This window comes from Streptomyces sp. NPDC055189 (genome assembly GCF_053606765.1).
Map to the genome: position 1 here is coordinate 45,033 of NZ_JBSGSG010000004.1, position 13,508 is coordinate 58,540.

A 13,508-nucleotide genomic window follows, 5' to 3' on the forward strand; every position below is an offset into this window, starting at 1 on the left:
CGGGGAGAAGGGAAGATCGGCTCCTCCATAGGGTCCAGACCATGCCCGACATATCTCTGACCACCGTCGTCGTCCTCTGCGTCGCCGCCCTCGCGGCCGGCTGGATCGACGCCGTGGTCGGCGGGGGCGGTCTTCTGCTGCTGCCCGCGCTGCTGCTCGGACTGCCGGGATCGACACCTGCCGCGCACGCGCTCGGGACGAACAAGGCCGTCGCCATCGTCGGGACGACCGGCGCCGCGGTGACGTACATCAGGAAGACGCGCGTCGACGTACGCACCGCCGTACGGATCGGGCTCGCGGCACTCGCCGGGTCCATGGGCGGTGCCTTCTTCGCCGCCGGTATGAGCACCGAGGTGCTCAAGCCCGTCATCATGGTCGTACTGCTCGCCGTCGGGGCCTTCGTCATCTTCAGGCCCGCCTTCGGCACCGCGCCCCCGGCCCGTCCCGCCTCGCCCAAGCGCATCCTCGCCGCCATCGGCCTCGCGGGCCTCGGCATCGGGTTCTACGACGGTCTCATCGGGCCCGGCACCGGCACCTTCCTCGTGCTCGCGCTGACCGCCGTGCTCCACCTCGACCTGGTGGCCGCGTCCGCCACCGCCAAGATCGTCAACTGCTGCACCAACGCGGGCGCCCTCGCGATGTTCGCCTGGCAGGGCGCGGTCCTGTGGCAACTGGCCGCCCTGATGGCCGTCTTCAACCTCGCGGGCGGCATGTTCGGCGCCCACACCGCGCTGAAGCGGGGCAGCGGCTTCGTCCGCGTCGTGCTGCTCACCACGGTGTTCGGGCTCGTGGCCAAGATGGCGTACGAGCAGTGGCTCGCCTAGGGCGGTTCTCGTGCCCGCCGTCTCGTGCCCGCCGTCTCGTGCCCGCCGTCTCGTGCCCGCTGTCAGGAGAGGCGTCAGCGCACGCTCGTCAGGTGCGCGAAGACCACCACATTGCCCCGGTAGCCGGTCTTGCGCGAGTAGCTGCCGCCGCACGTGATCACCCGCAGCTCGGGGCGGTCCGCAGCCCCGTACACCTTCTCGTCCGGGAACTCCTTCGCTTCGTAGACCTCGTTCGCGTCGACCGTGAACACCGCGACACTGCCGTCCCTGCGTTCGAGCTCGATGGTGCTGCCCTTGGTCAGGCCGCCCAGGTCGTAGAAGACGGAAGGTCCTTCGGCGTTGTCGACGTGCCCCGCCACGATGGCAGTGCCGCGCTCACCGGGCGTCGTCCCCGACTCGTACCAGCCCGCGAGGTTCGTCTTCTTCGGAGGCGGTACGTCGAGGCTGCCCTGCCGCGTCAGGCCGAGTCCCATGAGGGGCGCGTCGACCCGGATCGCCGGGATCCGGATGCGGTCGGGCGGGGACGGGGGGAGTGCCGCGGCGGCCGGGAACCTGTCGGAGCGGGGATGGGCCGACGCGGCCTGCGCCGCGGACGGCTGGGGCGGCGTACGGGACTCCGTGCCGTTGTGCAGCAGCCACGCCCCGGAGCACAGGGCCAGGACCGTGACCGCGCCTATGGCGGAATTGAGGCTCTTGCGGCCGAGGGGTCTGCCGGCGGAGCTCTTTCTTGCCGCGGATCTCAATCGACTCGTCCCCCTCGGGGTTCGGGGAGGCCGGTCCCCGCATCCCTCTCCGGGTCCACGAGGGACATGCGGACCCGGAGAGGGAGGGGGCTGGCGGTACCGGTGGACAGCGGAGGGTGTCCGTCAGATCCTGTCGCCTCTCGCCCGGCGGTGCAGGAGCCAGGTACCGCCCGCGGCGGCGACGGCAAGCGCCGCCACACCCGCCGCGGTCTGCACGGGATCGGGGCCAAGAGCGCCGCCGACCCCCGTCTTCACGTATCCCTTCGGAGCCACCGGCTGCTCCTCGCGGGCAGCCGCCGTGGAGGTGATGGTCACGACCAGGTCGCCCGCCACCTCCTTGCCGTCTGCGCCGGCGCCGGAGCACTTCGCGACGATCTCGTACGTGCCGGGCTGAGCCGACGGCGGCACCTTGAACTCACCGGCTGCCTTCTCCTTCTGCGTGCCCGACGCAAGCGTGAACGTGCCCGCGCCGACCGCGCTGGCATCGCCCGACGCGGCCCCCTCGCTGCCGCACGCGGTGGTGCTCACGGTGACCGTCGAGCCGGGCATGACGGTGCCGGGACGCACGTCGAGGCCTCCGCCGGCACCCTCGGCGGCGAACACGGCCGCGGCCGCGGGCGGGGCGAGAAGGCTCGCCGATGCGACGGCGAGCGCGGCAGTGGTCAGCAGGCGGGCTTTGCGCATCGTGCTTGCTCCTCCGAGAAGCCTTCAGAGGGCACGGCCCGCGGCACCTCCGAGTGCCGCTGCGTCGGTCGAACCCCGCTCTACCGAGGTAAGTGGCACTCGGCGGCGCACGCCTCCTGAAGGATCGTCAGAAATGCAGAGGCGGAGCGACTTCTGACACTTCGACGGAAACATTCCAGCAGGTCACCCGGCGTGTCGCCGGACAGGGCCCGAAGGGTGCCCGCGGCGCCTGTGAATGGGTGACCCGGAGCGTGGCGAGGGCCCGGTCCCGGAGCTGATTCCGCCTCAGAGAGTGTCCCAAGTGGTGTCGGCGTAGATCCCCGCCACCGTGTCCATCAGCTTCTCGTCGACCGCGAAATCCGTGGCGTCGATCCGCCGTACGGGGGCGATGCCCCGCGCGTTCGTGACGAAGACGGCCGTGTACGAGGAGAGGTCCGCGAGCGTGACCGGGGCCCCGCGCGTGGGAAGACCGGCGGCCGCGAGCCGCGGTTCGAGCAGCTGCATGGTGATGCCGGTCAGGCAGGGGGCGTCCGGCCAGACGACCTCCGAACCATCGAAGAAGGCGATGTTCGTGACGGCGCCCTCGCTGATCGTCCCGTCGGACCCGGTGAGCAGCGCGTCGTCGAAGCCCGCGCGCCGGGCGAGCTCCCCGTGGCGGGCCTGGCCGAAGCCGCCCAGGTGCTTGATGTGCGGAAAGGGCCGCTGATACGGGACGGACCGCAGCGCCTGCGCGTTCTCCGACATGCCGCCCGGCGGCCGTACGGTGACCGTCACGGACGGCTCGCCCTCCGGCGCGTGGACGTGGACGCGTACGGAAGCGTCGGTGATGTCGTCGCGGAGCACGTGCCGGATGAGCTCACGGACGTGCTCGCCGTCGAGCTCCCGGTCGAAGAGCTCGCGGGTGGCCTCGTCGAGCCGGGCCAGGTGCAGCCCGAGCCCGCGCGTCGCGCCGCCCCTGACCTGCATCGCGGTGAAGTGCCCCACGCCGCCGAGAGCGGGCCACAGCAGCCGGTCGGCGGTGGCGGCCCGGCCGTCGATCTCAAGGCGCAGCAGAGGCGCGGGAGTTGTCATGGGCTTCACCGTACGGCGTGGGGGAGGGGGCTCGGCGGGCGCGGGGGAGGGGCCTGCGGGTGGAAGGGGCCTGGTGAGGGGTGGAGTTCGGTCGAGGGGAAAAGGGGGCCGGGTGGGTGCGGTCCCGGAAGGCGGGGGCCGAACTCGTCGCAGGAGGCGCTTGACCTCAACCTAGGTTGAGCAACGAGGCTCCTCTCATGACCACGAACACGACTGCCGCTGATTCCCCGTCCACCGCCACGTCCGACACCACGTCCGGCGCCACATCTACCGCCACGTCCGGCGCCACGTCCGGCGCCACATCTACCGCCACGTCCGGCGCCACGCCTGCCGTGCCCGCCGCGCCCCTTCGCGTCGCCGTCATCATCGGAAGCAACCGCGAGGGCCGTTTCGGGCCGATCGTCGCCGACTGGCTGCTGTCCAGGATCGGCGAGCGCGCGGACTTCGAGGTGGACGTCGTCGACCTCGCCGACTCCCACCTGCCGACCGCGCTCTCCTACAACCCGTCGCCCGGGACCCTCGCCGAACTAGGCAAGGTCACCCCGAAGCTCGCCGCCGCCGACGCCTTCGTCGTCCTCACCCCCGAGTACAACCACTCCTACCCCGCGTCCCTCAAGAGCCTCATCGACTGGCACAACGCCGAATGGCAGGCCAAGCCCCTCGCCTTCGTCTCCTACGGAGGGCTCTCCGGCGGCCTGCGCGCGGTCGAGCACCTGCGTCCGGTCTTCGCCGAGCTGCACACCATGACGATTCGCGAAACCGTCTCCTTCCACAACGCGGGCGCGCTCTTCGCCGACGACGGCACCCACAAGGACCCGGCGGCCGCGAACGCCGCCGCCAAGTCGATGCTCGACCAGCTCCACTGGTGGGCGTGGGCGCTGCGCAGCGCCAAGGAGGTCCGCCCGTACGGAAGTTGAGCCCGGTCCTGAGGCGGCCTGTGGCGGCCCGACGACCCGCTCCTGTGGCGGTCAGACCTCCGGCAGGTGTACCGCCGCCACCGCGCCGCCGTCCCGCGCGTTGTGCAGCTCCACCCGCGCGCCGATGGCCTGCGCCTGCCCGAACGCGATCGTCAGGCCAAGGCCCGTGCCCTGACCGCGCTCGCGGGCGCCGGTCTGGAAGCGCCGCGGGCCGTCCTTCAGGAGGTGCTCGGGAAAACCGGGCCCCCGGTCGCTGACCGTGATCACGGGCCCGGTCACCCGTACGTCGACCGGGCCCGCGCCGTGCCTGCGGGCGTTGGCGACCAGGTTGGCGATGATCCGCTCCAGGCGGCGCGCGTCGGTGCGTACGAGCGTGTCGTCGTCCGGGCCGGACGCCGCCGCGAACCGCACCGGGCACCCCGACCGCTGCACGATCCCCTCGGCCAGCGTGCCCAGGCGGTGCGATGCCAGGTCGGGCCGCTCCATCTCCGCGTCGAGGCGCGCCACTTCGAGCAGATCCTCGGTGAGGGTGCACAGGGCCGTGACCCGGTCGCGCACGAGTTCCGTGGGGCGGCTCTGCGGCAGCAGCTCGGCCGCGGTGTGCAGACCGGTCAGCGGGGTGCGCAGTTCGTGGGCGACGTCCGCGGTGAAGCGCTGCTCGGCCTCAAGACGCTGCTGAAGGGACGCCGCCATCGTGTCGACGGCGGCGGCCAGTTCGGCCACCTCGTCCTTGCCCGGCCGGCTGCCCGGCGCCCTCGGATGGTCGATACGGGCGTCGAGCTGGCCCTGGCTGATGCGGCGGGCGGTGGCCGCGGCGGTGCGCAGCTCGCGGCTGAGGCGGCTGGCGAGTGCGGCACCGCCGAGCGCCGCGAGGATGACGACGACGGCGCCCGAGGCAAGGAGCTTCTCGTCGAACTCCGCCATCTCGGCGGCCTGTTCGGTCAGCGGCTCACGTACGGAGAGCACCTGGCCGCCGACCGGCCGCGCCGCCCACACCACGGGATCGGCGCCGCTCATGTCGAGATACGTGGTCCGCCGCCCGTCCAGGGCCGCCGCCCGCAGCGACGCGGGCAGGCCGGGGGCGTCGAGCTCCGCGTCCGTACCGGCGTCGTCCTCCGTGTCGACCTGCCCCGTCAGCTCGTACAGCTGGCGCACCCGTACCAACTGCGCGGTGGCCCCGGACCTGGCGCTCGCGGAGACCTGTTCGAGGCGCGCCTGGTGGACGAGGATCCCGATGGCGACGGCGACGACCGCGCAGCCGAGGGCGAGCAGCGCGGCGATCTTCCAGCGCAGGCCGAGGGCGTTGAGTGCGGCCCGGGCGCGCCGGGCGATGCCTTTCATCGCTGCCCGTCCTTGCCGTGCGAGGAGTCCGTGGCGTCGGAGGACTCCGGAGTGGGCGTGGGAGTGGGAGTGGGCGTGGGAGCCGGAGCCGGGGAGCCGTCGGTGCCGGGCGTCTTCTTGTAGTTCTTGATGTCGCTCACCGTGGACAGCCGTACGCCGTCCCAGTGGTAGCGCACGGCCTGCTCGCCGCCGTCGGAGCAGGGGCTGCGCACCAGCAGGTCCCGGCCGATCGTCGCGACGCTCACGCGCTTTCCCGCGGTGAGCAGGATCGGGTAGACGCGGCCTTCGTGCTCCCGGTAGACGGCGAGGACGCTCCGTCCGCTCTCCGTGTCGGCGGCCACGAGCAGCTCGGGCTGCCCGTCGCCGGTCAGGTCGGTCAGGAGCGGCGGCCGGAGCCCGGCCCGGCCGGGGCGGTCGATCTCGCCGCGGTCCGCGAGCGGCTTCATCCGCGGGTCGGCCCGCAGGATCTTGCGGAAGTCCTCCGTGCCGAGCCCGCCCTTGCCCAGCTTCGGCAGTCCCTCCAGGGGCTCCGGCGGCGGCTGGTGGGTGGCGGCGTCGGCGCCGGGCGTCTGGGACGACGTACCGGACCAGGCGGGCCAGAGCGCGTCGGGATGTGGCTGCACGGACACGGACGGCGCGGGCTCACCGGCGTCGAGCCCGTCCATGCTGCCGCAGCCCGCCAGCACGGCGGCGGCCGTGACGGTGAGGAGGGCGGCGCGGCGCAGCAGGCGGCGGTGGGGGCAGGTGAGGTTCATGTCCCTGTCGACGGTAGGAAGCGTCCATCACGGAAAACGGGATGTTGTGTAACAGATGGGGGTAAGCGGGGTGGAGACGCGGGGTTCGGGACCTTCGGCCTGGTCGGTGGCCCCTGCCGTCACGGCTTCGCCTCACGGCTTTCGCGTCACGGCTTTCGTGTCACGGCCTTCGCGTCACGGCTTTCGGCCCGGTGACAATCGGTGCATGACGTCGACGAACGAAGCCGGATCCGGATTCGGATCCGCACAGGCAGCGGTGCTCACCGTGCTGACCACGACCGATGACGCAGCGAAGGCGGAGGAACTCGCGAGCGGCGCGGTGGCGGCGCGCGTCGCCGCCTGCGCTCAGATAGCGGGGCCCGTCGTCTCCGTCTACCGGTGGGAGGGCGCCGTGGAGACCGCCAGGGAGTGGCAGGTGCTGTTCAAGACGACCGCCGCGCGGTACGACGCGCTGGAGTCCTGGCTCACCGGGGCCCACGACTACGACACCCCCGAGATCATCGCGACGCCCGTCGTGCGGGGGAGTGCGGCGTACCTGGAGTGGGTGGAGCAGGAGACGGCCGAGTGACCCCGCAGGGCGCCCGGCTGCCGTTCTTCGTGTACGGAACTCTGCGGCCGGGGGAGCCGAACCACGACGCCTTCCTGCGCGGCCGGACGGCGACGGAGGAGCCAGCCCGGCTCGCGGGGGCGATCCTCTACGAGGGGCCCGGCTACCCGTACCTGGTGGAGGGCGGCGAAGGCGGTCCGGTGCGCGGCGAGCTGATCACCGCGCTGCCCGCCGCCTACGAGCGGCTCCTCGCCGATCTCGACGTACTGGAGGTCTACGCACCGGGCGACCCCGGCAACCTGTACGAGCGCGTGCCGCGCGAGGTGGCCCTCCTGGACGGGGCGACGGCGCGCGCGTGGGTGTACGTGGCCGCGCCCCGGGTGGCGGCGCGGCTGCGGGCTTCGGGGGCGGTGATCGGGGGAGGGGACTGGGCGTCGTTCCGGGCGCGGCGGTGAAGGGGATCCCCGCAGCTCAGGCGGCTACTCAGGCGGCTACTCAGGAGGCAGCTCGGGCGGCTCCGTACTCGATCCGGTGAACTCCGCTGCCCGGCTGGGCGACGCGCCGGAATCGCATGATCACTGAGGGTGATTCCTGTGGCAGTCTCCCTGTGCGCGCACCGGTCGGTGCGCGAGTCGGTGCGTGAGCACCACGTCCTCAAGCAGGAGTTGCCCCATGAGCCTTCGCCGCTCGCTGCCGGCCCTCGTCGGCGCCGTAGCCCTCACCCTCGGCCTCCCCGTGGCGGCCGCCGCGTCCGCTCACGCCCCGGCCGCCGTCATGAACCCCTGCGGGTTCTACGAGACCGGCAGCGACGCCTTCTACAACCACTGCACCGGCGACGGCTCGAACGTCGTCATCAAGGTGGAGGTCGCGTGGGGCCCCGACTACGAGCGCTGTGTGGGCCCGGGCAAGAGCTGGCTCGGAGCGGCGGACAAGATCCAGGGCGCGCACTACCTCGGCCGCACCTGCTGATTCCCGTACGCGTATGACCTCGGGCCGGGGTGGTCAGCACCCCGGCCCGCCGTTACGACCGCTCGAGCCGCACCGCGCACACCTTGAACTCCGGCATCCGTGACACGGGGTCAAGTGCCGGATTGGTGAGGGAGTTGGCCCGGCCCTCGCCCGGCCAGTGGAACGGCATGAAGACCGTGTCGGAGCGGATCGCGCTCGTGATCCGCGCCGGGGCGACGGCCCGCCCCCGGCGCGAGACGACGGTCACCGGCTCGCCGTCCCCGACCTCAAGGCGCGCGGCAAGGCGTGGATGCAGCTCCACGAACGGGCCGGGAGCGGCGGAGTTGAGCTCGTCGACGCGGCGCGTCTGGGCCCCCGACTGGTACTGCGCAAGGACCCGTCCGGTGGTCAGGAGCACGGGATACTCCGCGTCCGGCTCCTCGGCGGCGTCCCGGTGCGCCACCGGCACGAAGCGCGCCCGCCCGTCCTCGGTGGCGAACCGATCGAGGAAGAGCCGGGGGGTCCCACGATGCACGGCATCCGCCACGCCCCGGTCCGTCTCGTCCCGCTCGCCCCCCTCGTCCGCGGGGCACGGCCAGAAGACGCCCTCCCCGTTCCCCTCCGTCAGGCGCGCGTACGAGATCCCCGAGTAGTCCGCCGGGCCGCCCTCGCTCGCCCGGCGCAGCTCCTCGAAGACCTCCTCCGGGTCCGTCGGGAAGCCCTTCTCGTGGCCGAGGCGGGCGGCGAGGCCGTGGAGTACGTCCAGATCGCTGCGTACGCCGGCAGGCGCACTCACCGCCCGGCGGCGCAGCAGCACCCGCCCCTCCAGGTTCGTCACCGTCCCCGTCTCCTCGGCCCACTGCGTCACCGGCAGGACGACGTCCGCCAGCCGCGCGGTCTCGGAGAGCACGACGTCGGCGACCGCGAGGAAGTCGAGCGAGCGCAGCCGCTCCTCCACGTGCGCGGCGCGCGGCGCCGAGACGACCGGGTTGGACCCCATCAGGAGCAGGGCCTTGATGTCACCGCCGAGCGCGTCGAGCAGTTCGTACGCGGACCGGCCCGGGCCGGGGAGGGAGTCCGGGTCGACGCCCCACACCCCCGCCACGTGCGCCCGCGCCGCCGGATCCGTCAGCTTGCGGTAGCCGGGCAGCTGGTCGGCCTTCTGGCCGTGTTCCCGTCCGCCCTGGCCGTTGCCCTGCCCGGTCAGGCAGCCGTACCCGGCAAGGGGGCGGCCCGCGTTGCCCGTGGCGAGGCAGAGGTTGATCCACGCGCCGACCGTGTCCGTGCCCTTGGACTGCTGCTCGGGCCCGCGCGCGGTGAGCACCATCGCGGCTTCGGCGTCGCAGAACATCCGCACCGCGTCCCGGAGTTCGGGCACGGAGACGCCGCTGATCCGCTCCACGTGCTCCGGCCAGTGCGCCATCGCCGCCGCCCGCGCCTCGCCCCAGCCGCTCGTGCGCTCCTCGATGAACGCCTCGTCCGTCCGCCCCTCGGCCACCACCAGGTGCAGCAGACCGAGCGCGAGGGCGAGGTCCGTGCCGGGGCGCGGCGCCAGATGGAGGTCGGCCTGTTCGGCGGTGCGGGTCCTGCGCGGGTCGACGACGATCAGCTTCCCGCCGTTCGCCTTCAGTTCCGTCAGATACCGCAGCGCGGGCGGCATCGTCTCGGCGAGGTTCGAGCCCACGAGGATCACACAGCCGGTGCGCGGAATGTCCTCCAGCGGGAACGGCAGGCCGCGGTCGAGCCCGAAGGCCCGCTGGCCCGCCGCTGCCGCCGACGACATGCAGAACCGGCCGTTGTAGTCGATCTGCGACGTGCCGAGCGCCACCCGCGCGAACTTCCCCAGGGCGTACGCCTTCTCATTGGTCAGCCCGCCGCCGCCGAACACCCCGCACGCGTCCGCGCCGTGCTCCGTACGTGTGCGGGAAAGCCCCCCGGCGACGCGGGCGATCGCCTCCTCCCAGGTGGCCGGTTCGAGCCGGCCCGTGGCGTGGGATCGGATGAGTGGCTCGGTCAGGCGCACCCGGGAGGAGAGCACAGCGGGTGCCGTGCGGCCCTTGCCGCACAGCGCGCCCCGGTTCACGGGGAACTCCGGACGCTCCACGACCTCCACCCCGCCGGGGCCGCCGGCCAGGCTCATCCCGCATTGCAGCGCGCAGTACGGACAGTGGGTGGGTGTCGCCTCGGTGTGCATGCGGTCCAGCGTCCGCCGAGCGTGTTACGCGCCCCGACGCGATCGCGTTACACACGCGGTAAGCCGACCTCAGCGAGGACTGCACCCCGCTGTGAGCCCCTTCAGGGGCGCGGGGAACTGCGCGAGGACGGACCACGACCCGCACCCGGCCGACGAGCGAAAGCAGGCAGACGCAACCCCCGCTCAAGGCCCGGGGGCCAGGGATCAGCGGGGTGCGGCCAGCGCCCGGTCCACGCCCGGCTCCCGGGGGCCGAGGAAGCGCGGATCCGGTTGAAACGCCGAGTCCAACGCCGCCTTGCCCGCCGCGAACACTTCCCTCGCGCCGCCGTAGTACCAGGTCGCGTCGTGCTTGGCGTCGACCCCGACGCCGTACGACGTGACGCCCGCCGCGCGGCAGAGCGCGACGGCCCTGCGTATGTGGAAGCCCTGGCTGATCAGCACCGCACGGTCGACGCCGAACACCTTCTTGGCGCGCACGCAGCTGTCCCAGGTGTCGAAGCCGGCGTAATCACTGACGATCCGCCGGTCCGGCACACCGCGCTCGGTCAGATACGCGCGCATGGCGTCCGGCTCGTCGTACTCCTCGCGGCTGTTGTCGCCGGTGACGAGCACGACCTCTATCCGTCCCGCCTCGTACAGCTCGGCCGCCGCGTCGAGCCGGTGCGCGAGGTAGGGCGAGGGCTCGCCCTTCCACAGGCCCGCGCCGAAGACGACCGCGACCCGCGTGCGCGGCACGTCGGCCGTCGTGCGCAGGCCCCCCTGCGCCGTCACGAACAGCCAGGTCGCGGGCAGCAGCGCGAGGACGCAGACGGCCATGAAGACCTGCACGGCCCGCCGCTGTCCCCGCCGTGTGCGCGGCAGCCTCACATACGGCCGCAGTCGCGACCGCAGGCGGCCAAGCCGGGCCGCACCGCTGCGGGCCCCGGCCCGCACGCCGGAGCGCACGCCCGTCCCCGACCGCCGCATCCATCCCGGCAGCTCCATCCCGTTCCCCCGTGCCCCGATGCCGGATCCCCCCGATCCGATCACTGTGCACAACGGTAAGCGACCGCACTGACAACGCCGCGGCGCCGCCGGTGAGCCAGGCCGAAAGGACCCGTCACCGGCGCGCAACGCGACCGAAATGCGGCACGGCCATCCTCGGTCCATGACGCCGTCGAACCTTCTTCGCGACGAGTCCGGCAGCAACCCTCTCGAAAGTACGGCGCAAATCATGGACCGGATCACCAGCCAGCTCGGCAGCCAGCTGAACCTCGTCTCCCTCGACGGCAGGCGCCGCCCCGCACCCCGCACCGCACCCCGCCCCGCACCGCCCGCCGCACCGGCGCCCGACCTCGTCGTGGTCGCCCACGGCAGCCGTGACCCCCGCGCGCTCGCCACCGTCACGGCGCTCCTCGAACAGGTCCGTGAGCTGCGGCCCGGACTCGCCGTGCGCCTCGGCCACATCGAGCTGAACGAGCCGCTGCTCACCGACACCCTCGCCGCGACGACCGGTGCCGCCGTCCTCGTGCCGCTGCTGCTCGGCCGCGGCTACCACGTCAAGCACGACATCCCCGGCGCCGCCGCACAAGCCCGGCACCTCGACACGCGGGTCGCCGCCCCGCTCGGCCCGCACCCCCTGCTCGTCGACGCGCTGTACGACCGGCTCGTCGAAGCGGGCTGGCCCGCCGGGTCCGGCGGCCGTCGCACCGACGCGGTGATCCTGGCCGCCGCGGGCTCCCGCGACCCGGACTCCGCCGCGGACACCCGGCGCACGGCGGACCTCCTCGCCCGGCGGCTCGGCGTGCCGGTGGTGCCCGCGTACGCGTCGCCGACCGACGCCTCCGCGCTCAGCGTGCCCGCGGCGGTGCGTGCCCTCGCCGCCCGTGGCCGCCACCGCACCGCCGTGGCCTCGTACTTCACGGCGCCCGGCCGCTTCGCCACCCAGTGCGCCGATGCCGCCCCCCGGATCGCGTCGGCCCCGCTCGGCGCCCACCGGGCCATGGCCCGCCTCCTCCTGCACCGCTACGACCAGGCCCGCGCGAACGCCGCCGTGACCCCGGCGACACCTGCCGCCACGCAGGTTCCGCCCCGTCAGCTGACCTCCGCCTGACGGCCGCGCAGGGCCCCTGAAGCCCTCTTTGTCACTGCTTGCGTTTACTGTCGGTGCATGGAAGGCACTGCATCGAATGCGTACGGCGCTGAGGCGGCCTATGACGAGGCCGCCGTCGAGCGATGGGCCACGGAGCCGGACAAACGGCCGGGGCGCACCGCCTTCCAGCGGGACCGCGCGCGCGTTCTGCACTCCTCCGCGCTGCGCCGCCTCGCCGGAAAGACCCAGGTGGTCACCCCGGGCACGCGCAGCAACGAGGCGTGGGACGCCAGCGCTCGCACCCGACTGACGCACTCCCTGGAGTGCGCCCAGGTCGGCCGCGAGCTCGGCGCCGCCCTCGGCTGCGACCCCGACCTGGTGGAGACCGCCTGCCTCTCCCACGACATGGGCCACCCGCCCTTCGGGCACAACGGCGAGCAGGCGTTGAACGAAGTCGCCGAGAGCTGCGGCGGTTTCGAGGGCAACGCCCAGTCCCTGCGCCTGCTCACCCGCATCGAACCGAAGCGCTTCGTCACGAACGAGGACACGGGCGAACCGGTCAGCGTGGGGCTCAACCTGACCCGTGCCGCCCTGGACGCCGCCACCAAGTACCCCTGGCCGCGCGGCGCGCACCCCACCGATCCAGATTCCCCCAAGTTCGGGGTCTATGAAGACGACCGGCCGGTCTTCGACTGGGTCCGCAAGGAGGCACCGGGCCGCCGCACCTGCTTCGAGGCCCAGGTCATGGACTGGTCGGACGACGTCGCGTATTCGGTGCACGACATCGAGGACGGCCTGCACGCCGGGCACCTCGACCCGAACCTGCTGCACGCTGAGCCCGAGCGCCGGGACATCTTCGCCGTCGCCATCGGTCGCTACGTACCGGCGGACACCGACCCCGAAGAGCTCTCCGAGGCCCTCGACCGCCTCCTGGACCAGGAGTGGTGGCCGCACGGGTACGACGGCTCGGCGATCGCCCAGGGCCGCCTGAAGGACGCGACGAGCCAGCTCATCGGCCACTTCTGTCTCGCCGCGGAGAGCGCCACCCGCGAGCGGTACGGCAAGGGCCCCCTCACCCGGTACGCGGCCGAACTCGTCGTCCCGCGCGAGGCCCGCCACGAGTGCGCGGTCCTCAAGGCCGTCGCCGACCGATATGTGATGCAGCGCCCCGCCCAGGAGCGGCTGCGCGCGGACCAGCGGATCGTCGTCGCCGAGCTGGCCGAGGCGCTCACGGCGCGCGCCCCCGAAGGACTCGACCCGCAATTCCGCGCGCTGTACGACACCGCGTCCGACGACCGCGCGGCGCTGCGCGTGGTCGTCGACCAGATCGCCTCGCTCACGGACGCCGCCGCGCGTTCCCTGCACGCGCGGCTCACGGCAAGACACCCCTGACATATGCGAAATGAGCCGTTC

Annotated in this window: 14 protein-coding genes; 7 read left to right on the top strand and 7 right to left on the bottom strand. The window is 73.0% G+C overall.

The features are described 5' to 3' along the window. Positions 1 to 41 precede the first annotated feature (41 nt). Positions 42 to 824 (top strand): sulfite exporter TauE/SafE family protein, encoded by a 783-nt coding sequence (locus tag ACWFR3_RS04550; protein WP_453733063.1) that lies wholly within the window; start codon positions 42 to 44, stop codon positions 822 to 824. A gap of 74 nt (positions 825 to 898) precedes the next feature. Here the strand turns inward: ACWFR3_RS04550 and ACWFR3_RS04555 are convergent, their stop codons facing one another. The 3 genes from ACWFR3_RS04555 to ACWFR3_RS04565 all read right to left on the bottom strand — a co-directional run bounded on the left by ACWFR3_RS04555 (position 899) and on the right by ACWFR3_RS04565 (position 3,322). After that, on the bottom strand, positions 899 to 1,567 hold the full coding sequence (locus ACWFR3_RS04555; RefSeq protein WP_453733064.1) for a class F sortase: 669 nt from the start codon (positions 1,565 to 1,567) through the stop codon (positions 899 to 901). Positions 1,568 to 1,690: 123 nt separating this feature from the next. Further along, positions 1,691 to 2,251, bottom strand: a complete 561-nt coding sequence (locus ACWFR3_RS04560; protein WP_453733065.1) for a hypothetical protein — start codon at positions 2,249 to 2,251, stop codon at positions 1,691 to 1,693. 285 nt (positions 2,252 to 2,536) lie between these two features. After that, on the bottom strand, positions 2,537 to 3,322 hold the full coding sequence (locus ACWFR3_RS04565; protein ID WP_453733066.1) for an aminotransferase class IV: 786 nt from the start codon (positions 3,320 to 3,322) through the stop codon (positions 2,537 to 2,539). A gap of 197 nt (positions 3,323 to 3,519) precedes the next feature. On the opposite strand from ACWFR3_RS04565, the gene ACWFR3_RS04570 reads away from it, so the two are divergent. Continuing rightward, entirely contained in the window at positions 3,520 to 4,239 is a 720-nt protein-coding gene (locus tag ACWFR3_RS04570) for an NADPH-dependent FMN reductase (protein ID WP_453733067.1), read from the top strand. A gap of 51 nt (positions 4,240 to 4,290) precedes the next feature. On the opposite strand, the gene ACWFR3_RS04575 is transcribed toward ACWFR3_RS04570, so the two are convergent. Beyond that, complete coding sequence (locus ACWFR3_RS04575) at positions 4,291 to 5,580, bottom strand: ATP-binding protein (RefSeq protein ID WP_453733068.1); 1,290 nt, start codon at positions 5,578 to 5,580, stop codon at positions 4,291 to 4,293. Next, the gene (locus ACWFR3_RS04580; RefSeq protein WP_453733069.1) at positions 5,577 to 6,335 is read right to left on the bottom strand and encodes a hypothetical protein; all 759 of its coding nucleotides are present in this window, start codon (positions 6,333 to 6,335) and stop codon (positions 5,577 to 5,579) included. The genes ACWFR3_RS04575 and ACWFR3_RS04580 overlap by 4 nt, the downstream gene beginning before the upstream one ends. A gap of 205 nt (positions 6,336 to 6,540) precedes the next feature. On the opposite strand from ACWFR3_RS04580, the gene cutA reads away from it, so the two are divergent. The 3 genes from cutA to ACWFR3_RS04595 all read left to right on the top strand — a co-directional run bounded on the left by cutA (position 6,541) and on the right by ACWFR3_RS04595 (position 7,851). Beyond that, positions 6,541 to 6,903, top strand: a complete 363-nt coding sequence (gene cutA, locus ACWFR3_RS04585; protein ID WP_453733070.1) for a divalent-cation tolerance protein CutA — start codon at positions 6,541 to 6,543, stop codon at positions 6,901 to 6,903. Then, entirely contained in the window at positions 6,900 to 7,337 is a 438-nt protein-coding gene (locus tag ACWFR3_RS04590) for a gamma-glutamylcyclotransferase family protein (protein ID WP_453733071.1), read from the top strand. Before cutA ends, ACWFR3_RS04590 begins: the two co-directional genes overlap by 4 nt. 217 nt (positions 7,338 to 7,554) lie before the next feature. Next, positions 7,555 to 7,851 (top strand): DUF6355 family natural product biosynthesis protein, encoded by a 297-nt coding sequence (locus ACWFR3_RS04595; protein ID WP_453733072.1) that lies wholly within the window; start codon positions 7,555 to 7,557, stop codon positions 7,849 to 7,851. 52 nt (positions 7,852 to 7,903) lie between these two features. On the opposite strand, the gene ACWFR3_RS04600 is transcribed toward ACWFR3_RS04595, so the two are convergent. Together ACWFR3_RS04600 and ACWFR3_RS04605 are read right to left on the bottom strand one after the other, a co-directional pair. Beyond that, positions 7,904 to 10,024 (bottom strand): molybdopterin oxidoreductase family protein, encoded by a 2,121-nt coding sequence (locus tag ACWFR3_RS04600; protein WP_453733073.1) that lies wholly within the window; start codon positions 10,022 to 10,024, stop codon positions 7,904 to 7,906. A gap of 204 nt (positions 10,025 to 10,228) precedes the next feature. Beyond that, positions 10,229 to 11,008, bottom strand: coding sequence for a SanA/YdcF family protein (locus tag ACWFR3_RS04605; protein ID WP_453733074.1), 780 nt, complete (start codon positions 11,006 to 11,008; stop codon positions 10,229 to 10,231). Positions 11,009 to 11,171: 163 nt separating this feature from the next. Between ACWFR3_RS04605 and ACWFR3_RS04610 the strand changes: the two genes are divergently transcribed. Both ACWFR3_RS04610 and ACWFR3_RS04615 read left to right on the top strand, forming a co-directional pair. Then, a complete protein-coding gene (locus ACWFR3_RS04610) occupies positions 11,172 to 12,116 on the top strand; it encodes a sirohydrochlorin chelatase (protein ID WP_453733075.1) in 945 nt (314 codons plus the stop codon). A 57-nt stretch (positions 12,117 to 12,173) separates the two neighbouring features. Beyond that, complete coding sequence (locus ACWFR3_RS04615; RefSeq protein WP_453733076.1) at positions 12,174 to 13,487, top strand: deoxyguanosinetriphosphate triphosphohydrolase; 1,314 nt, start codon at positions 12,174 to 12,176, stop codon at positions 13,485 to 13,487. The last annotated feature ends 21 nt before the right edge of the window (positions 13,488 to 13,508 follow it).